Source organism: Desemzia sp. C1 (genome assembly GCF_020882875.1).
In the GTDB taxonomy this organism is placed as follows: Bacteria; Bacillota; Bacilli; order Lactobacillales; family Carnobacteriaceae; genus Desemzia; species Desemzia incerta.
Genome location: NZ_JAJIZP010000003.1, coordinates 787189 through 808206, shown reverse-complemented (window position 1 = coordinate 808206; position 21018 = coordinate 787189). Strand labels below are relative to the sequence as shown.

21 protein-coding genes are annotated in these 21018 nt (G+C 38.1%); 17 read left to right on the top strand and 4 right to left on the bottom strand.

Annotated elements, in window-relative coordinates:
- Positions 1 to 131: 131 nt before the first annotated feature.
- Positions 132 to 869: an IS21-like element helper ATPase IstB gene (istB, locus tag LMF32_RS04355; protein ID WP_047927680.1), complete on the bottom strand. Its 738-nt coding sequence runs from the start codon at positions 867 to 869 to the stop codon at positions 132 to 134.
- Complete coding sequence (istA, locus tag LMF32_RS04350; protein WP_230523979.1) at positions 838 to 2097, bottom strand: IS21 family transposase; 1260 nt, start codon at positions 2095 to 2097, stop codon at positions 838 to 840. Before istA ends, istB begins: the two co-directional genes overlap by 32 nt.
- A gap of 440 nt (positions 2098 to 2537) precedes the next feature.
- On the opposite strand from istA, the gene gap reads away from it, so the two are divergent.
- The 17 genes from gap (at position 2538) to LMF32_RS04265 (ending at position 20086) form a co-directional block, all read left to right on the top strand.
- Complete coding sequence (gene gap / locus LMF32_RS04345) at positions 2538 to 3542, top strand: type I glyceraldehyde-3-phosphate dehydrogenase (RefSeq protein ID WP_188204697.1); 1005 nt, start codon at positions 2538 to 2540, stop codon at positions 3540 to 3542.
- 31 nt (positions 3543 to 3573) lie between these two features.
- Complete coding sequence (locus tag LMF32_RS04340) at positions 3574 to 3768, top strand: DUF308 domain-containing protein (protein WP_072695715.1); 195 nt, start codon at positions 3574 to 3576, stop codon at positions 3766 to 3768.
- Between the two features lie 292 nt (positions 3769 to 4060).
- A complete protein-coding gene (locus tag LMF32_RS04335) occupies positions 4061 to 4315 on the top strand; it encodes a hypothetical protein (RefSeq protein ID WP_188204696.1) in 255 nt (84 codons plus the stop codon).
- A 502-nt stretch (positions 4316 to 4817) separates the two neighbouring features.
- A complete protein-coding gene (locus LMF32_RS04330; RefSeq protein ID WP_230523978.1) occupies positions 4818 to 5708 on the top strand; it encodes a fructose bisphosphate aldolase in 891 nt (296 codons plus the stop codon).
- A 561-nt stretch (positions 5709 to 6269) separates the two neighbouring features.
- Positions 6270 to 6725 carry a CopY/TcrY family copper transport repressor gene (locus tag LMF32_RS04325; RefSeq protein WP_230523977.1) on the top strand — a complete coding sequence of 152 codons (456 nt, stop codon included), beginning with the start codon at positions 6270 to 6272 and terminating at the stop codon, positions 6723 to 6725.
- Positions 6726 to 6737: 12 nt separating this feature from the next.
- Positions 6738 to 9203, top strand: a complete 2466-nt coding sequence (locus tag LMF32_RS04320; RefSeq protein WP_230523976.1) for a heavy metal translocating P-type ATPase — start codon at positions 6738 to 6740, stop codon at positions 9201 to 9203.
- 85 nt (positions 9204 to 9288) lie between these two features.
- Complete coding sequence (gene tcrZ, locus LMF32_RS04315) at positions 9289 to 9495, top strand: copper chaperone TcrZ (RefSeq protein WP_002294571.1); 207 nt, start codon at positions 9289 to 9291, stop codon at positions 9493 to 9495.
- 138 nt (positions 9496 to 9633) lie between these two features.
- Positions 9634 to 11811 (top strand): copper-translocating P-type ATPase, encoded by a 2178-nt coding sequence (locus LMF32_RS04310; RefSeq protein ID WP_230523975.1) that lies wholly within the window; start codon positions 9634 to 9636, stop codon positions 11809 to 11811.
- 131 nt (positions 11812 to 11942) lie between these two features.
- Positions 11943 to 12563 carry an adenylate kinase gene (locus LMF32_RS04305; protein ID WP_188204692.1) on the top strand — a complete coding sequence of 207 codons (621 nt, stop codon included), beginning with the start codon at positions 11943 to 11945 and terminating at the stop codon, positions 12561 to 12563.
- Positions 12564 to 12634: 71 nt separating this feature from the next.
- A complete protein-coding gene (gene lgt / locus LMF32_RS04300; RefSeq protein ID WP_230523974.1) occupies positions 12635 to 13480 on the top strand; it encodes a prolipoprotein diacylglyceryl transferase in 846 nt (281 codons plus the stop codon).
- A 12-nt stretch (positions 13481 to 13492) separates the two neighbouring features.
- Positions 13493 to 13675: a hypothetical protein gene (locus LMF32_RS04295; RefSeq protein ID WP_002405058.1), complete on the top strand. Its 183-nt coding sequence runs from the start codon at positions 13493 to 13495 to the stop codon at positions 13673 to 13675.
- Positions 13676 to 13968: 293 nt separating this feature from the next.
- Positions 13969 to 15147, top strand: coding sequence for an IS256 family transposase (locus LMF32_RS04290; RefSeq protein ID WP_230523973.1), 1179 nt, complete (start codon positions 13969 to 13971; stop codon positions 15145 to 15147).
- Between the two features lie 300 nt (positions 15148 to 15447).
- Positions 15448 to 15813 carry an arsenite efflux transporter metallochaperone ArsD gene (gene arsD / locus LMF32_RS04285; RefSeq protein WP_072695138.1) on the top strand — a complete coding sequence of 122 codons (366 nt, stop codon included), beginning with the start codon at positions 15448 to 15450 and terminating at the stop codon, positions 15811 to 15813.
- A gap of 15 nt (positions 15814 to 15828) precedes the next feature.
- A complete protein-coding gene (arsA, locus tag LMF32_RS04280) occupies positions 15829 to 17571 on the top strand; it encodes an arsenical pump-driving ATPase (RefSeq protein WP_188204689.1) in 1743 nt (580 codons plus the stop codon).
- A 134-nt stretch (positions 17572 to 17705) separates the two neighbouring features.
- Positions 17706 to 18050, top strand: coding sequence for a metalloregulator ArsR/SmtB family transcription factor (locus tag LMF32_RS04275; protein WP_072695136.1), 345 nt, complete (start codon positions 17706 to 17708; stop codon positions 18048 to 18050).
- Positions 18028 to 18357: an arsenite efflux transporter metallochaperone ArsD gene (gene arsD, locus LMF32_RS04270; RefSeq protein ID WP_072695135.1), complete on the top strand. Its 330-nt coding sequence runs from the start codon at positions 18028 to 18030 to the stop codon at positions 18355 to 18357. Before LMF32_RS04275 ends, arsD (LMF32_RS04270) begins: the two co-directional genes overlap by 23 nt.
- 61 nt (positions 18358 to 18418) lie before the next feature.
- The gene (locus tag LMF32_RS04265; protein WP_072695134.1) at positions 18419 to 20086 is read left to right on the top strand and encodes an FAD-dependent oxidoreductase; all 1668 of its coding nucleotides are present in this window, start codon (positions 18419 to 18421) and stop codon (positions 20084 to 20086) included.
- A gap of 163 nt (positions 20087 to 20249) precedes the next feature.
- Here the strand turns inward: LMF32_RS04265 and LMF32_RS04260 are convergent, their stop codons facing one another.
- Complete coding sequence (locus LMF32_RS04260) at positions 20250 to 20525, bottom strand: glutaredoxin (RefSeq protein ID WP_188204688.1); 276 nt, start codon at positions 20523 to 20525, stop codon at positions 20250 to 20252.
- Positions 20518 to 20937, bottom strand: a complete 420-nt coding sequence (locus LMF32_RS04255) for a MerR family transcriptional regulator (protein WP_072695132.1) — start codon at positions 20935 to 20937, stop codon at positions 20518 to 20520. The genes LMF32_RS04260 and LMF32_RS04255 overlap by 8 nt, the downstream gene beginning before the upstream one ends.
- Positions 20938 to 21018 lie beyond the last annotated feature (81 nt).

The window sequence follows — 21018 nt, the reverse complement described above, 5'->3', positions numbered from 1 at the left end:
ATATAGAAAAAATCCCTGTATATGAGAAGACTTAGTGATACCTTCTTATGTATTGTCAAGGACAGTATAAAATTGTAGGTTTATGACAGAATAAAAATGTAGGTTTATGACAGTCTAATTTAGAAGTCCATTTATATTTTCCCTTTCATACGATATGATTTTCCAGTAATCTTGAAGACTTTAACATGGTGAACCAGACGATCAAGAATGGCGGCGGCTATTTCAGAATTCTGAAATAGCTCCCCCCATCGAGATAAGATAATATTTGTCGTAATCATTGTTGATTTTTTTTCGTAACGCATCGTTAATAGTTGAAAGAAGAGGTTAGCTTCAACTTTTTGAATTGGTAAATAACCTATTTCATCAATGATCAAAAGATCATATTTGGCATATCGTTTCAGAACACGATCGACGGTCCCTTTTTCAAAGGCAGAACGAAGACGTAAAAGTAATTCATGACAACTGATAAACAGCGTACGGTAGCCTTGATGACATGCTTCAATGCCTAATGCAATGACAAGGTGTGTTTTCCCTACACCAGGGTTTCCAATGAAAACTAAGTTTTCTTTTTTCTCCATAAAAGCCATATGTTTCAAGTCTAGAATCTCTTTTTTGTTAACGCTTGGTTGAAAGTTGAAATCAAATTCTTCAAGTGATGTCCGTTTGGGAAAGTGTGCGCGCTGGATGACACGTTCCACAGTCTGATTCGTTTGAAAGTCTAATTCTTGATTAGTTAATTCTAGAAGAGCTTCTGTTAAAGAAAGCTCATCCCGATTGGCAATTTCAATATAGTTTGGCACATATTCTCTCATATGTTTTAAATTCAAGGCCTCTAGATTATTTAATAGCTTTTGATAGTTGCTGCTCATTCGAAGGCACCTCCAGTAAATCATATTGCTTTAAACTTCGTTTAATATGTTCTTGGATGTCATCTTCTTCTTTGTGGCTCATGACATCTGATTTAAGTATCTGAACCAAATCTTCTTGGTTATAGTTCAATCTTTTTGTGGTAAGTGGGTGCGAACGAATCTGTTCTCCGTTATAATAAATGTGCACGTACTCTTCGTTTTCGGAAAGATCCAAGTCAACTTCTTTTCCGATATAACGAGGGTCTACAGAGTACCTACATTTGCGGAAAATGACCATTGCTTCCTTTGTGACTTTACGGCGAATAGAGTCTTCAAAATAAGGATTTAACAAGTCATCTTTTAGCTTATGGAGGTGCTCTTTTTCATTAATTTTCCAAAGTATATCAGGAATCTCGTCCGTTGCTTGAGACACTTCCGAATTTAATTCATCACAAAGTTCGTCAACGATTCGAATGAGGTCTGTCGAATCATAAAATTCATGATTGTAAACCCGTAACCGGTCCATTGTTCTGGCGAGAGCTTCTACGCTGCCTTTTGTTTGGGGGCGAAAAGGACGACAGACCATTGTTCTGAACCCTGCATCTTTACTAAAAGAATAGAAGCGATCGTTTAAATGAACCTGAGAGAATTGAGTTCGTGACCGGTCGACGACAGTTTTCATATTATCGAACCATATTTCTTCTGGAACACCACCGGTGTGATAAAAGGCATCATTCATGCACTCAAACAATGTATCTTGTTTACGATCAAAGGTAAGCGTAATAAATTTCTTCTTTGAGTAGGGCAATATATAAAGGAAAATATTAAAGCGGAAGACTTCTCCCTGACTGCTTATCAGTCGCATTTCTTCTTTCCAATCGATTTGTGCTGAAAGACCAGGCGTATATTCGACGCGTACCGTTGCTTTCTGTATCCGTTCTTTTTTCACTTCACGGCAATAGTCTCTAACAAGACTGTAACTCCCATCGAACCCTTTCTTTTGTATGAATTTGAAGATACTTTTAGCGGTACATTGATCTTCTAACTTAATATCTATGATTTGTTTGAATGAATCTAATTTACTCGGATATGTCCTCCTTGTTTTAGGTTTATTACCTTGTAACGCTTCTTCATACGCTGCTTTAACCGTACGATAGTCACATCCGTATTGTTCCGCTAACGCAGTATAATTGGGCTTTATGCCATCAATCATATGTTTTTTCACTCCTTCTCTGATATCTCTTCTCATTCCTATTCCACTCCAATTCTATAGGGGATAAGAAGAGTATATAAAAAATGTAGGAAAACCAACAATTTTACATTGTCATTTTCCTACATTTTATAACTGTTCTTTACATGTATAGGGATTTTATGTTCCTTGTTAAATTAAAATATATATCAATAACAATATCAGAAGGAATTATTATAATTCACTTGTTCATTTATATAACTTCTATCAGATATTTTAAGAATCTCGAAGACTTGTAAGAGTAAGATCACGAAAAAAACTATTTTAAAAATACTCTTGACAACCATCATTTACTAATGTAAACTCAAGTCAGCTTATAGTTTACATGAGTAGACGTAGAGGGGGGGTTAATGTTAAACTTTGGCTGCTAATTAAGGATAACCAGCACATATTCATCAAGAAAAATAGTACAAAATTAAAAAATTAAATGGAGGAATATAATGACTACTAAAATAGCTATTAATGGGTTTGGTCGTATTGGACGCTTAGCATTTCGCCGTATTAAAGAGTTGAGGGACTCAGAACTACAGGTTGTTGCAGTAAATGATTTAACAAATAATGAGGATTTAGCCTACTCTTTAAAATACGATACTGCATATGGGATTTTCCCTTATGATATCGAGGTAAGAGGCGATTCAATTCTGGTTGATGGCAAAGAAGTTAAAACATTCGAAGAAAAGGATGCCAAAAAACTACCATGGTCCGATTTGGACATTGATATCGTTTTGGACTGTACAGGCTTCTACACAACTAATGAAAAAGCACAGGCACACATAGACGCTGGAGCTAAAAAAGTAATTATTTCAGCACCAACTAAAGATGAAGAAACGAAAGTCGTTGTCTTTGGTGTCAACCAAGAGATTTTGAGTCCAAGTGACAAAATTATTTCCGCCGCTTCCTGTACGACAAATGGTTTAGCCTTAATGACAAAAATATTAGTGGACGAGTTTGGGATTAAACGAGGCCTGATGTCAGGATCGCGTGCCTATACAGCGACACAAAACATGCAAGATGCTTCCGGGGGACGTAAAAGTCGCGCAGGTGCTCAAAATGTCATTCCTGTTACGACTGGCGCTGCCAACGCATTAGGAAAAGTCATTCCAGAGGTTAAAGGGATCATTACGGGTACCACCACACGGGTTCCTGTCATTACTGCGGGCTTTGTAGAACTGTTCTCGGTTTTGGATAGAGAGGTAACCGTTGATCAGATTAACGAAGTGATGAAGGCAGCCGCGAATGATTCATATGGGTACACTGAGGATGAAATTGTTTCCTCCGATGTCGTGGGGGATACACATGGATCCGTTTTTGATGCAACGTTAACAGAAGTATTAGATGCAAATGGGGGACAATTGGTTAAAACAGTTGCTTGGTACGATAACGAATATGGTTTTGTTTCTAATTTGGTGCGTTTAACAGAATATGTTTCTCGATTAAATAAATAATTAAAAAATATGCCTAAGGAGAAGATAAATCATGAGTAATACAACTGGGCAATGGTTAGGATGGATTGGAATTCTTGTAGGGATAATCGCTTTCTTTTGGCAACCGGTATGGATGGGAGTAGCTGCAGTCGTTCTAGGAATCATCGGGTTATTTTCCCCACAGAAAGGACTCAACTGGACAGCGATTATTATTGGGGCAATTGCGTTAGTCCTGCCACTTTTATAATCAGAAAATGTAATAACAGCGATAATAGGCAAAGAAGACCTGTTATTTAGAATGTTTACCCCTTGAGCCTGTAAGGCTCAAATTTGTAATAAAAATGAAATCAGCGGATAGAAACCCTCTACAATGGAATTTCTATCCGTCGATGTTCTGAAAAAGCTTATTTTTTGGTATTTTTTTAAAAAAAGAGAAAAGTCCGACGAACCAATTCCTAATTAATGAACTAAAACGCCATCCATATTTGCGTCAGGCGTGTCGCATCGAACCGAAAGTTAAAAAAGATGGAACGAAATAATTGGCTCCGGATAAATCTGTTTTTACTCGCTTTAAACAGCGATTGGAAAACCATATGGAATTCTTAGTAAACATATTTGAGGAGTTACGAGAAGAGCTTAAAGAGACTTTGCCCAATTTTGGGGAAAACCTCGTTCTAGACGGTAAAATCATCGAATCTTATGCCAATCGTCCAACAAAAGAGCACAAAAAAGACGGGGTAGGTATTCAAAAAGTAGCCATTAAAAGGGACACGAATCCCCGAGTGTTTAACTAAGTGGCACGAGATTCAATGAAGTTCAAAAGACTACACAACAAACGAACAGCTGTTGAACGCGTAAATGGTCGATTAGATTGTGATTATGGCTATGAATTTAATATTCGGGGGTTAAATAAAATGTCTTTGTACGTGACCACAAGTTTTTTTATGATGCTGGCAAGAAAAAAGCAGAACTCCATCGGAGTAATCAAAGTAAAGTAGCATAATGAACTTACACCATACGTCAAAAAAATCTCGAATTGATAGTTTTTTAGTGTACCTTCTTTTAGCATGTGATTAAGACAAAGGATTAAAACTACGTTTTTAAAGATGGAAAACCTCACAAAATAAGTTTGTTTTGTATATATATTTGTGTTTGAAAGTTAAAAAGTTATAAAAAATAACATATCGCAAATTATTTATAATGACTATCGGTGGTATAGGATGAAAATTTTTATTAAACTAATTAGTGAAGGATAACTATGGGAATTTCAGAAAATCTATGGAGGAGAATTTATCAATGAATCAAGAACATTTTGATACTATAAAGAATAAAGACGGCTTTATCGCGGCACTTGATCAAAGCGGTGGTAGTACACCAAAAGCTCTGAATGATTATGGGGTCAGTGAAGACCAGTATTCAAATGACGATGAAATGTTTGATCTTGTTCACAAAATGCGTGCACGAATCATCACATCTCCATCTTTTACTCCGGATAAAATTATTGGCGCGATTTTATTTGAACATACGATGAATAATAGGATAGAAGGTCAGTATGCTGGAGATTATTTAAGCGATAAAGGAATTGTTCCGTTTATTAAAATAGATCAAGGACTTGCAGATGAAGAACATGGTGTACAATTAATGAAGCCAATTCCAGGACTTAATAATTTACTTAAACAAGCAAAAGAACAAAATATGTTTGGTACAAAAATGCGTTCAAACATTCTTTCATATAATGAAAAAGGCATCGATGATGTAGTCACCCAGCAGTTTCAAGTTGCTCAAGAAATAATTGATGCTGGCTTAGTTCCTATCGTTGAACCTGAAGTGAATATTCATTCTGAAGATAAAGAACAAATCGAGGAATATTTAAACCAATCCATTAAAAACCATTTAGATGCATTAGCTACTGATGATTATGTGATGTTGAAATTAACTATCCCAACGAAAGCTAATTTATATCAAGAATTAGCCGATCATTCACAAGTTTTACGTGTTGTTGCTTTATCAGGTGGTTATGAAAGAGACGAAGCGAACGAAATACTTAGTCAAAATGACAATGTTATAGCAAGTTTTTCACGGGCGCTTACGCAGGACTTATCTGTTAATCAAAGTGATGCAGACTTTGATGCAAAACTAAAAGAAGCAGTGGATTCTATTTATGAAGCTTCTGTTGTAAAAAACTAAATCTTTGCAAAAAAACTTCCAATATTCATATACCAGAACTTACATTCGAATTATAGTATAGACAGAGAGTAGCATATCATTCTCCTAGATTTTAAGATGGTACTCCCCAATGAGCTACTCATACAATTATAGTCCGATAAAGACGCAAAAAGGCAGGGCTCTCACCTTGCTTTTTTTGTGTTTAAAGCTGAAATAGTTTGTAGATGAATAATTTGCGATGCTGTGACCCCTTGAGCCTGTTAGGCTCAAATTTGTAATCAAAATGAAATCGGGGGATAGAAAACCCGTACAGTGGGATGTCTATCCGCCGACATTCTGAAAAAGCTTATTTTCGGTGTTTTTTTAAAAGAGAAGTGTCCGACGAACCAATCCCTAATTAATGAACTAAAACACAATCCATATTTTCGTCAGGCGTGTCGCATCGAAACGAAAGTTAAAAAGTTATAAAAAATAATACATCACAAATTATTCATTTACATAAACTCTTGACAATAATCGTTTACTAGTGTAAACTCTATTTAACATTAATGTTTACGCGCGAAAACGAAAGAGGGAGAGAATATGAGTACTATAGCTGTAGACCTTCATATAACCGATGCTGAATGGGAAGTCATGCGTGTAGTCTGGGCGAATACCCAAGTGACTAGTAAAGAAGTCATTTCTACATTGGGAGAGAAAATGGACTGGAAACAAGCGACAACCAAAACGCTCTTAGGTCGACTCGTGGAAAAAGGCGTACTGAATACAGAACAAGAAGGTAGAAAATATATTTATTCGGCAAATATCGAAGAGAAAGAAGCGGTAAGAAATTTTACAAACGATATTTTCGATCGTATTTGTCGAAAGAATGTCGGGAATGTAATAGAGAGTATCATTAAGGATCATACTTTAAGTTTCGATGATATCCAACGGCTAGAAGAAATATTAGAGATGAAAAAAGCTTTCGCAGTAGAAGAAGTTGATTGTCAGTGTGCAGAAGGGCAATGCGATTGCCATTTACATCATCATGGAGAATAAGGAGCGAAAAAATTGGAGAATAAATCATTTGCCATAGAAGGTATGACCTGTGCGTCTTGTGCACAGACAGTAGAAAAAGCAGCAAAAAAGGTTCGTGGGGTCACACAGGCTTCCGTAAACCTAGCAACAGAGAAGTTAAGTATTGAGTACGATGAACCAACTTTTTCGGTAGAAAATCTACAAAAAGCGGTGGATAATTCAGGGTATGAACTGATTGCCCAAGAGGGAAAGACGCAAACCTTTGCAATTGAAGGTATGACCTGCGCATCCTGTGCACAGACAATTGAAAAAGCCGTCGGAAAGTTGTCGGGCGTAGATAAAGCTTCCGTCAATTTAGCGACAGAAAAAATGCAAGTTTCCTATAACCCGTCGGCAATTTCAGTATCTGATGTGACTGGTGCTGTATCCAATAGTGGTTATGCAGCCGTATTAGAGACTACGGATACTCAAGATAATTCACGAGCAGAGAAGCGTGAGAAAAAAGAAAAAAGAATGAAGCAACTTTTAAATCGTTTTGGGATATCCATTATATTTACAATCCCTGTATTAATTATATCCATGGGTCATATGGTAGGTATGCCTCTACCAAATATCGTTGACCCAATGATAAATGCATTTAATTTTTCTCTTTTACAACTTATTCTGACTTTGCCGATAATGGTAGTAAGCTGGGAATATTTCCAGAAGGGATTTAAAAGTTTATTTAAAGGTCACCCAAATATGGATTCCCTGATTGCGCTTGGTACGGCGTCTGCATTTGTTTACAGCCTTGCTGCGACAATCGGGACAGGCCTGGGTTACGGCAACTTTTCCGATTTACTTTATTATGAAGTAACTGGAGTTATCTTGGCGCTCCATACATTAGGGCTATTTTTAGAAGAACGCTCAAAGGGGCAAATGTCCTCAGCTATTGAAAAATTAGTTAACTTGGCTCCTAAAACAGCTCGAGTAATACGTAATGGTGTGGAACAAGAGATTACTGTGGACGAAGTCGCTTTAGGAGATGTTATTCGAGTTCGTCCGGGAGAAAGTATGCCTGTAGATGGTGTTGTTGTTGAGGGACGCACTTCAGTCGATGAATCAATGCTGACAGGAGAAAGTATCCCCGTGGAAAAGAAAAGTGGAGACGAGGTTATTGGGGCTAGTATCAATAAAAATGGTTCCATTGATTACCGCGCGACTCGAGTGGGAAGTGATACAACTCTATCTCAAATCATAAAATTAGTAGAAGATGCTCAAGGGTCTAAAGCACCCATTGCTCGAATGGCCGATATCATTACCGGATATTTCGTACCGATTGTTATAGCATTAGCCGTTTTAGCAGGTATTGCTTGGTTAATTGCAGGTCAATCTGGTATATTTGCTTTATCCGTTATCATAACAACCCTTGTCATTGCTTGTCCATGTGCCTTAGGTTTGGCGACTCCAACAAGTATTATGGTTGGAACCGGAAAAGGGGCAGAACATGGTGTCTTGATAAAAAGTGGTGAGGCGTTAGAAACCACTCATAATTTAGACACGATTGTATTTGATAAAACAGGGACACTGACAGAAGGTAAACCTATCGTGACGGATATTTTGGTAACTCCTCTTATTACTAAAGAAAATCTTTTATATTATGCAGCTTCCGGTGAAACAGGTTCTGAACACCCATTAGGCGAAGCCATCGTACAGAAATCAAAAGAAGAGAACATGACATTAGCTAAACCAGATCATTTTGAAGCGATTCCTGGACACGGGATTCGAGTTGAAATTGAGGGCAAAGATATGTACATTGGAAACCGTAAACTGATGCTAGAGCAAAAGATTGATTTATCAAGCATGGAAAAAGAATCCGATCGTTTAGCAGACGAAGGAAAAACACCGATGTATCTCTCTGTTGATGGAGAACTAGCTGGAATTATCGCAGTAGCTGACACACTCAAGGAAAATAGTATGAAGGCTGTTAAAGAACTTAGAAGACGCGGTGTTGAAGTAATCATGATTACTGGAGATAACAAACGTACAGCCAAAGCGATTGCTAAGCAAGTGGGTATAGACAGTGTATTAAGTGAAGTATTACCTGAAGATAAAGCAGAGGAAGTCAAAAAACTACAAGAGGCAGGCAAGAAGGTAGCGATGGTTGGAGACGGCATTAACGATGCACCCGCATTAGCTCAAGCAGATGTCGGAATTGCAGTTGGGTCAGGTACGGACGTGGCGATAGAATCAGCTGATATTGTCCTAATGCGTAACGATTTAACGGCTGTATTGACTGCGATTGATTTAAGTCATACAACGCTACGAAACATTAAACAAAACTTGTTCTGGGCTTTTGCTTACAACCTTGTAGGTATTCCAGTTGCAATGGGTCTCTTGTATATTTTCGGCGGCCCGCTGATGAGCCCGATTTTTGCGGCAGTCGCAATGAGTTTCAGTTCGGTGTCGGTCTTGCTCAATGCTTTACGGTTAAGACGATTCAAACCAGCAGTTGTTTAGAAAACACGTAGCTTATCTGGGATTTAAACTTCTTCCTATTCTATATAATAGGAGAAGATAAAAAAAAAAAAAGGGGAATAAAATAATGAAAAAAGAAGTCTTATTAGATGGCGTAAAATGTGCAGGTTGTGCGAACACGGTACAAGAAAGATTTTCAGCTATTGAAGGGGTTGAATCTGTAGAGGTTGATTTAGCGACTAAAAAAGCAGTACTTGAAAGTCAAACAGAGATTGATACCGAAACGCTCAATGCTGCTTTAGCAGAAACTAACTATTCAGTATTAAGTGCATAAAGTACGAATACCATTTATTCATAGATAGTAGATAGAGATAAAGTATAGAACCCTTTTCATGAGAATTATATGCAGTGTTAGATGAGAAAGTTCTAAAACTTTAAAATCAGTCTCTAATATAATAAGGAGGAATTAAAAATGAGGAATAACAAAAAACATTCGTCACATAGTCATCATAATCACGGCGACATGGATCACTCAAAACACGACCATAATGAAATGGACCATAGTCAGATGGATCACAGCAAGATGGATCACAGCAAGATGGATCATAGTCAGATGGATCACAGCAAGATGGATCATAGTCAGATGGATCACAGCAAGATGAATCATAGTGCGATGGATCACAGTGAAATGGATCATGGCGCAATGGGAGGGCATGCCCACCACCATCACGGTAGCTTTAAGGAGATTTTCTTGAAGTCACTCCCATTAGGAATTGCAATCTTACTCATTACTCCTTTGATGGATATTCAGTTGCCTTTCCAAATTATCTTTCCTTATGCAGACGTTGTAGCAGCTGTATTGGCAACAATTCTATACATTTATGGCGGAAAACCATTCTACATGGGTGCGAAAGATGAGTTTAATTCAAAAGCTCCAGGCATGATGTCCTTGATTACTTTGGGAATAACGGTTTCTTATGCCTATAGTGTTTACGCAGTGGCCGCTCGATATGTGACCGGAGAACATGTCATGGACTTCTTCTTTGAGTTTGCAACGTTAATTTTAATCATGTTATTAGGACACTGGATTGAAATGAAGGCATTGGGTGAAGCAGGGGATGCGCAAAAAGCTCTAGCAAAATTAGTGCCAAAAGACGCTCATGTTGTTTTAGAAGACGATTCGATTGAGACTCGTCCTGTGTCTGAACTTCAGGTTGGAGATGTTATCCGTGTTCAAGCAGGAGAAAATGTTCCAGCTGATGGTATCATTATTCGCGGAGAATCCCGTGTAAACGAGGCCCTCTTAACAGGTGAATCTAAGCCAATCGAAAAGAATGTTAAAGATCAAGTCATTGGTGGATCAACAAATGGTAGTGGTGTCCTATATGTAGAAGTAACAGAAACAGGGGATAAGTCCTTTATCTCACAAGTACAATCATTAATTAGCCAAGCACAAAGCCAACCTTCTCGAGCAGAGAACATGGCTCAAAAAGTCGCTAGCTGGTTGTTCTACATTGCCGTTGTAGCAGCTTTAATCGCTCTAATAGCCTGGATGATCATTGCGGACCTACCCACAGCCGTTATCTTTACTGTGACTGCGTTAGTTATTGCCTGCCCACACGCTTTGGGTCTTGCTATTCCCTTGGTAGTATCACGTAGTACTAGTTTGGGTGCAAGCCGAGGATTACTGGTTAAAAATAGAGAAGCTTTGGAATTAACTACTAAAGCGGATGTTATGGTATTGGATAAAACAGGTACTTTAACAACTGGTGAATTTAAAGTGTTGGACGTCACTGTTTTGAGTGATAAATATTCTGAAGAAGAAATTACAGGCTTGTTGGCGGGTATAGAGGCGGGCTCCAGTCACCCGATTGCCCAATCGATTGTGAACCACGCTGAAGCGAAAGGCATTAAGTCAGTTTCCTTTGACTCCATTGAAATCGTTTCGGGAGCAGGAATAGAAGGGGAGGCGAACGGCCACCACTATCAATTAATCAGCCAAAAGGCATACGGAAAAGCATTGCGTATGGATACTCCGAAAGGCGCTACTTTAAGTATCCTTGTAGAAAACAATGAAGCAATCGGCGCTGTCGCATTGGGAGATGAATTGAAAGAAACCAGCAGAAACTTGATCGAGGCGCTGAAAAATTACGGAATTGAACCACTCATGGCTACTGGTGATAACGAGGAAGCTGCACAAGGAGTTGCAGAAATTCTAGGGATTCAATATAGAGCCAATCAAACTCCAGAAGATAAGTACAAGCTGGTCGAGTCCATGAAAAACCAAAACAAGACAGTTATCATGGTGGGAGACGGGGTCAATGACGCACCTTCCCTTGCCTTGGCAGACATAGGTATTGCAATCGGAGCTGGAACGCAAGTAGCTTTGGATTCTGCGGATATTATCCTTACTCAGTCTAATCCAGGGGATATTGAAGCCTTTATCGAGTTAGCACACAAGACGACACGTAAAATGAACCAAAACTTGGTATGGGGAGCAGGCTACAATTTTATCGCGATTCCAATTGCTGCTGGCCTCCTTGCTCCTATCGGCATTACCTTGGGTCCGGCCTTCGGCGCCGTCCTCATGTCCTTATCGACCGTTATTGTTGCCATCAATGCTATGACATTGAAATTAGAGCCAAAATAAACAGTCATTTGGCACATGAAATAATTGAATGACCTTATCGTGTAAAAATACAATAGTTTCACAGGAAAGGAAGAGATGGAATAATTTAAAAAATCATCTCTTCCTTTTTTAGTTTATAAGGAGGAAAAATTATGAGGCTGGTCCTTTTAGGGTTACCCGGCGCTGGGAAAGGCACTCAAGCTAAAAGAATCGCAGAGAAGTACCACCTGACGGCTATTTCAACTGGTGAAATGTTACGAGAAGCAGCCAAGGAGAAAGATACATTCGGACTCAGAGTGCAGGAATATATGAATAAAGGAGAGCTAGTTCCAGATGAGTGGATAAACTCATTGGTTAAGAGTCGCTTACAAGCAAAAGATGTTGAAAATGGCTTTGTTCTGGATGGTTACCCACGTACCCTACAGCAAGCAAAAATGCTCGAAGCTTACCTACAAAGTCAGAAACAGAATTTAGACGCTGTTTTCTTTTTAGATGTAAGTCAGGATACGTTAAGACATCGGTTAGCGCAACGAGGGAATCTTCGTTCAAAAGAAAAACAAGGAAATTCCCAAATCGAAGCAAAAAGCGAAAAAATTCGACTGGATGACAAACCAGAAGTGATTGAAAATAGGCTACACATTAATAAGGAATTAATGGAATCACTTATTCACTTCTACAAGGAGCGAAATCTGCTTTACGTTATCAATGGTGAAGGGGATTTTGACAATGTGTTTGACAATATAAATGAGGGTTTATTGTCTGTAAACAAATAACTACACAAATTGAACTTAAATTATGTGATTTAAAACAATTAACTAATGTAAGCTATGAAGGGGATTGAAGAATGAATGTTTTACTTAGTGTAATCGATCCAGTTGCTATTTCAATTGGCCCGATAAAGATTTATTGGTACGGAATTATTATTGCTCTAGCGATGCTGATTGGCATTTCATTAGCTACAAAGGAAGCTCAAAAACTGGGACTTGAAGAAGATACCATGGTAGATATGGCATTATGGGCCATACCAATTGGCTTTATCGGTGCCCGACTTTATTACGTCTTATTCAAATGGGACTACTATATACAGAATCCGAGTGAAATCATCGCAATCTGGAATGGTGGAATTGCCATTTATGGGGGGCTAATTGCGGGTGGTCTCACAGTATACTGGTTTGCAAGAAGAAAGAAAATGACGCTAAGTCTTTTACTAGACATACTGGCACCTAGTGTCCTCCTAGCTCAATCGATTGGTCGCTGGGGAAATTTCATCAATCAAGAGGCACATGGCAGTCCAGTCACCCGACAATTTTTAGAAAACTTGTACTTACCGGAATTCATCATTAACCAAATGAATATCAACGGAACCTATTACCATCCCACTTTTCTTTATGAGTCTTTATGGAGTTTAGTTGGTTTCGCCTTGTTGCTCCTTTTGCGGAACAAGAATCAATTCCTTCGCCAAGGAGAAGTGGCGCTCAGCTATGTCATTTGGTATTCAGCAGGAAGGTTTTTTATTGAAGGCATGCGGACAGACAGCTTATGGATAGGCGATTTCTTACGAGTTTCACAAGGCTTGTCCCTCGTTTTGTTCGTAGCAGCACTGGGTGTTTTGATGTATCGCAGGTACTATACCTATCCGCCAGTACCCTATTATAAGGATGAGCCCAAACTGTCCAAAGCAGCAAAGTAAGGAGTTGAAGATATGCTAGACAGATGGCAGTTAATTAACAGAGAGACCGACAAAGTGGAAATGGAAGGAGCATTGCAAGAGATTCTGGAAGAATTGGATGTGCCCTCTCCTGAAGAGATTTCAGATCAATACACACTAACGAAACCTCAAAATCACTCCACAGGAGATCATGAAAAAAGAAGAGTCAATGAATAAAACTCTTTTTAGGTTAAATGCAAAAGCTGAATCAGAAAAAGTTTACGACTTTTTGATTCAGCTTTTTTGTCGATTATGAGTGTACCCAAAATCGGCGTATATAAAATATTATATTTTCGCCCCTTTTAGTGTGTATTATAAGTGGAGATTAAGTACATTGATAATTTGATGTTTTTCTGACGAAATGAGAGTGTAAAATATTTTGTGTAAATGAGTAAATCCATACAAAAAAGGAAGTCCCTTCTGTAGAATTAAGTTAACGACAACCAATTCACAGAAAAGAGGACTTCCCTATGAATGATTTTACTACAGAAATTGTACAAACTCTAGTTACTAAAGGTGATTTAAATGAATTATTTCGTTCACACTTAGAAAAAGCCCTTAATACACTCCTTCGGACTGAACTAACAGCTTTCTTAGAGTATGATAAGTATGATCGAATTGGGTTCAATTCTGGCAATTCCAGAAACGGGACCTATCATCGAACGATCAAAACGGAGTATGGCGAATTAACGTTGGAGATTCCAAGAGATCGCAACGGAGAGTTCAAACAACAAACCTTACCAGCCTACAAACGGACCAACGACACGTTGGAATCTACGATTATCCATCTGTTCGAAAAAGGTGTTACGATGTCTGAGATCGCTGATCTGATTGAAAAAATGTATGGTCACCACTATACTCCACAGACAGTATCGAACATGACGAAAGTATTGACTGAAGAAGTGAATGCATTTAAAGCCAGATCATTAAACAAACAATATGCAGCTATTTTTATGGACGCTACTTACATTCCGTTAAAACGTCAAACGGTATCTAAAGAAGCTATTTACATTGCTATTGGTATTCGAGAAGACGGAACGAAAGAAGTGCTGAGTTATGCGATTGCTCCTACTGAATCAACACACATTTGGAATGAATTGCTACAGGATATATACTCCAGAGGAGTTCATGATGTCTTACTGTTTATTACCGATGGCTTAAAAGGCATGAAAGATACGATTCACCAGATTTATCCTAAAGCTAAATACCAACATTGCTGTGTTCACGTTTCCCGTAATATTGCTCATAAAGTACGTGTCAAAGATCGAAAAGAAATCTGTGATGATTTTAAGGCTGTTTATCAAGCTGGCTCTAAGGAAGAGGCCAATACCTTTTTATGGAGTATGATTGAAAAATGGCAGAAAAGCTATCCCAAAGTGACGCAGTCACTGAGAGAAAATCAAGATTTATTGACTTTTTATGAGTTTCCGCCTGGTATCCGTCGAAGCATTTACTCAACTAATCTGATTGAATCTTTCAATAAGCAAATCAAAAAATACAGTCGCAGAAAAGAGCAATTTCAAAATGAAGAATCACTAGAGCGTTTTCTAGTCTCTATCTTTGATACATACAATCAAAAATTCTTAACCAGAAGCCATAGAGGCTTCCAACAAGTGGCAGATACATTAGCTTCAATGTTTACAGAGTAACCTATTATTTTGCAGAAGGACGATTTATTTACACAAAATTATTGACGCTCCCCTTTACATTAGGAATCAATAAACAAACTTGCGAGTACATTTATAAGTGTACTTGCAAGTTTGTTTTATTATTTCTTGTTTAAATACATAAAATTGAGTAGAATCCTGTATCAAATGAACTGATAGTCAGAATTCGGACAAAAAATCTGTTTTTTATTGACTATACATAGATGAAGGTCTATATTACTTACATAGATACTTATCTATGTACGCTTATTAAATTAGTTATATAAAAGGAGCGAATAGAAGATGACAGAATTAGCAATATATGAACCAGCAATGTGCTGTGCTACTGGGGTATGCGGACCATCCGTAAACGAGGATTTATTACAAATTACTTCAGTTATTAATGCTTTAGATACACTAGATGGTTTTCAAGCAACAAGATACAGCTTGTCTAGCAACCCTCAAGCATTCGTTGACAATGCGTCTTTGAGCACGCTATTACAAGAAAAAGGTGCGGAAGCTTTACCAGTCACTTTATTAAACGGTGAAATTGTTAAAGTTGGCGATTACCCTTCAATGGAAGAAATAACAGCCTTTACAGGAGTACAGTTTGTGCCAATGGATTCAGATACTGGTGGCTGTTGCGGACCCAACTCAGGATGTTGTTAGGAGGATTTAAAAAAAATGAGAAATTATCAACCAGAACAATTAAATCTTACAAAATATCTTTTCTTTACTGGTAAAGGCGGCGTAGGAAAAACGTCTACGGCTTGTGCTACAGCGGTATCATTAGCGGATAACGGAAAAAACGTTATGTTGGTTAGTACGGATCCGGCTAGCAACTTGCAAGATGTTTTTGATAAAGAATTAACCAATAGCGGTCTAGAAATTCCAGAAGTCAAAGGGTTAACGGTTGCCAACTTTGATCCGGTAACTGCTGCGAATGATTACATGGAAAGTGTAGTAGGTCCTTATAGAGGAGTACTACCAGAATCAGCTGTAGCCAATATGGAAGAACAATTATTAGGTTCTTGCACTGTAGAAATTGCTTCTTTTAATGAATTTGCAGGATTTCTGACCAATCCAGAAGTAGAAGCTAAATATGATTACATTATTTTTGATACAGCACCAACCGGACATACATTAAGAATGTTGCAGCTTCCTTCTGCTTGGAGTAGTTTCTTGGACGAAAATACTACTGGAGTTTCCTGTATGGGACAACTATCAGGGTTAGGCGATAAACAAGAGATGTACAAACATGCAGTAGATACATTAGCCGATGGGGCAAAGACAACTTTAATGTTAGTGAGTCGCCCACAAAATGGACCGCTTATTGAAGCCAATAGAGCGTCAGAAGAATTAAAAGAAATTGGTGTTTCAAACCAACAACTCATTATCAACGGGCTATTAGAAAGACCGACGGATAGTATTTCTCAAAAGATATATGATGAACAACAATTGACTTTAAAAAATATGCCTGAAAATTTGAAACAATTCCCAGCATTTATGGTTCCACTACGTTCTTATAACGTTACAGGTGTGGAAAATCTCCGATCGCTCTTAAAATCAGATCAAGCAAATGTCGTAGTAAAAGCGCAAGAAGTAAATGCCTACCCTAAATTGCAACACATTGTAGATGAGTTAAATTGGACGCATAAAAAAGTTATTTTCACTATGGGTAAAGGCGGCGTTGGTAAAACGACGATTGCGGCTGCTATCGCTACAGGTTTGGCCGCTAAAGGGAAAAAAGTTCATTTAGCCACAACAGATCCTGCGGCACATTTGGGTTTTGTTATACAAGAGTCGGACTCGATTAAAATGAGCCATATCGACGAGAAAAAAGAACTAGCGGATTATAAAGAAGAAGTGTTGTCTAAATCTCGTGAAACGATGTCTTCTGAAGAGTTAGATTATGTTGAAGAAGATTTGCGTTCTCCTTGTACCCAAGAAATTGCTGTTTTCAGAAGATTTGCAGAAATCGTGGCTACAGCTGACTGCGATGTAGTGGTGATTGACACTGCGCCAACTGGTCACACGCTATTACTATTAGATTCTTCCCAAAGCTATGCGAAAGAAGTAGAAAGAACTTCTGGTGAAGTGCCTGAGGCAGTTCGCAGATTGTTGCCAGTTTTACAAGATCCAAAACAAACTGAAGTGGTTATGGTAACTTTACCGGAAAATACCCCCGTTTATGAATCAATGCGTCTACAAGAAGATTTAGACCGTGCAGGAATCGCACATACGTGGTGGTTATTAAACAATAGCATGTTAGCGAGCGGTACGACCAATGAAATTTTAATGGCTCGTGCTCAAGGCGAAGTGACTTGGATTAATAAAGTAGCAGAATTATCTGACAATCATTTTGCGGTGGTTGAATGGAGTCATACAGAAGTAAAAGGTTCAGTAATAGAAACTATTTTAAATTAGCAATAATAATTATCCTATACATAGACAATAGGCTTCTATGTATGGCTTTTTCTTTTTTGAAAAAATATTGTGTATATATAGAATATCGTCTATATTAAGAATTAAGTAGAACAAGGATGAAAGGAGTTCTAAAAGTGGACTATGAATCTTATGCAAGAACGATGAAAGCTTTATCTGACCCTAAGAGAGTGAAAATATTAGATATGCTTTCTTGTGGAACAATGTGTGCTTGTGATGTGCTGGAACATTTTGATTTTACTCAACCCACTTTATCCCATCATATAAAAATACTGGTAGAGGCAGGCCTGGTGACTACTGAAAAAAGTGGAACTTGGCACAATTATTCCATTAATCAAGAAAGCGTAGAACAATTAATTGAGAATACAGCAGCTGTCTTTTCTCCTTCGGAAAGATGTGTATGTATCATTGACTCTAATCTGGAAGGAGAGAGTGGATTTGAAAAAATTAATTCTTTATGAGCCAGCAATGTGTTGTAGTACGGGAGTGTGTGGTCCTTCAATAGATAAAGATTTGATACGAGTGACTTCCGTTATTAAAGAATTAAAGAAAGTAGAAGGCGTTCAAGCTGTACGCTATAATTTATCCAACAATCCGAACTCTTTCGTTCGCAATAGCAAGGTCAGTGAAATGCTACAAGAAAAAGGCATGGAAGTTTTGCCGATAACTGTAGTGAATGACGAGATTGTTAAGACAAATTCATATCCTTCCAATAAGGAAATCGAAAGTTATCTCGACGTTCCTATAGGAACGTCAGTGAGCAACTAATTTTTGATATGAAAGAAAATCATGAGTTACGAAATTACTTTAAAGAAAAGAGCTGGGAAATATGAGAATTGTAATAATCGGATCAGTGGCTGCGGGCACATCTGTAGCGGCAAAAGCAAGAAGAAACACAGAAGAAGCAGAAATTGTAGTATATGATCAAGGGAAAGACATTTCTTATTCCGTTTGCGGAATTCCTTATCAAATGGGTGGGGAAGTTGAAAGTATCGATTCTTTAACACCACGTAATGCAGAATGGTTCAAAAAAAGATATGAAGTAGATATCTTTACAGAACATAAAGTAACTAAAATAAATCACGAGCAGAAAACACTCGAAATAAAAGATTTAGCTTCTGGAGAAACCAAAGAAGACCATTACGATGTCTTAGTTTTGGCCACTGGAGCCTCACCATTCACGCCACCTCCATTTAATCAAAATCAATATGATAATGTCTTCCAAGTGCGTAATATTCAAGACGCTCAAGACTTTGCTGCTTTTTCAACGAAACAGCCTAAAAAAGCTTTGATTATTGGTGCTGGATTTATCGGTTTAGAAATGACAGAACAATTAGTTCACAAAGGATTAGAGGTAACGGTCGTCCAGTTGGAAGACCAAGTAATGCCACCCATGGACGCGGATATGACTTTCCGAGTGGAAGAACATATGCGTGAAAAAGGAGTTCATCTTATCCTGAATGATACGGTAAAATCCATTGAAGGAGAATCCTCAATAGAGAGAGTAACAACTACAAATGGGGTTACGATTGAAACAGATATCGTCATCTTGTCTGCAGGTATACGTCCAAACACTGAACTAGCTAAAGAGATTGGTGTGGAAATTGGAGCTACAAGAGCGATTGCGGTGAATAAAAAAATGCAAACCAATCTTCCAGATATTTATGCCGTTGGAGACGTGGCAGAAAGCTTCTCTGTGATTACAGGAAAACCCATCTACCGTCCATTAGGATCAACGGCCAATAAAATGGGTCGAATTGCTGGAGATGTGATTACTGGCGGAAACCTAGAACATCGCGGCGTATTAGGTACCGGAATTTTCCGAATTTTTGATTTGCATGTTGGGCAAACAGGTCTAACAGAGAAAGAAGCCAAAGCAGAAGGTTATGAAGTTGAAGTTCTATATAATATCAAACCAGATCATGCTGAATATCTTGGTGGGAAAGAATTAACGATTAAAGCTTTAGCTGATAAAGAAACGAGTCGCATTTTAGGTGCACAAGTGATTGGAAAAGGCGGAGTAGATAAACGAATCGATGTACTTGCAACAGCCATTACATTTGGAGCCAAAGCAGAAGATCTCTTCCACCTGGATTTAGCCTATGCGCCACCATTTGCAACTACGAAAGATCCAGTCCTCTACACGGGTATGGCATTGGACAATGCGCTTCACAGAAATCCATTGATTACCCCAGAGGAAATTTTAAGACGTCAAGAAAATGGCGAGAAAATGCAAATAATTGATACGCGTTCGAAAAAAGATCATGAAAAATCTCATGTTAAGGGAGCTGTTCACATTGGCTTATATGATTTGAGAAGCCATTTAGAAAACCTAGATAAGAATGTCCCTACTGTAACGTACTGCAATAAAGGCACGACGGGCAATGCTGCACAAAATGTGTTGCTAAACCATGGTTTCAACGAAGTTTATAATCTTTCTGGCGGAAACAAGAACTACCAAAGTTATGTAAAAATGTTAGAATCGAAGTCGAAATAGATAAAAAAAACCAGACAGCATATTTTAGCTGTCTGGTTTTTTTATTATAAGCAATAGCGAATGAGCTAAGGAACATTAAACGGCTTGTTGCAGTTGATAACGGGTATTTAGACTTTATAAAGAAATACAGTCTCGTGTTAGTACGGAAAATAGATTAAAGAATTTAATCTATTTTCCCCAACCCTGCGTTCTTCAAAACCTCGAAGTCAATCCCTCTGTTGCTACAACAGTTGGCCAACTGGTCGTTCACTGCAACTGCTGGAATAGTTTCTATTCCGTATTCCTTTGCTTTCGTTTCGCATTCTTTTGTTTCACACTTTTTGTTCAAATCATATATTACGACTTCACAATTCTGGCATGCTTGCTCTTTTACTTGTTGAACCGCATTGTCACATAGATAGCAACCTGCAGTGAAAACTTCGACTATTCTTTTAGCCATTATTATCTCCTCCTGTTAAACTCTTAATGATTGGACACCCGCATTGAGAACTACCTGTTCCAGCGCATTGAGCGGATAAATCTTGTAAAACTACTTTTATTTTTTCTAAGTCTTTTATCTGTGCTTCAATCTCATTAATTTTTTGGGTAGCAAACTGAAAGACTTCTTCAGAATCAAATTGAGTTTCATTATCCGTAATAGAAATGAGTTTCTTGATTTCATTGAGCGTAAAACCTAGCTCTTGTGAGCGTTTAATAAATTTGATGCGATCTACATCTTCCAAAGAAAAAATGCGGTAACCTGCCTCGGTTCTTGGAGGCTCAGGAATAAGCTGACGTTTTTCATAATACCGCACTGTTTCAATATTGACATGGGACTTTTCGGCAATCTCGCTTATTTTTAAGCCATTCACTCTCTCACCCTCTTCTTCATTTATACACCCTGTACCTAGGTATAAGGTCAAGACCAATCAGTTAATTTTTTATACTCTCAT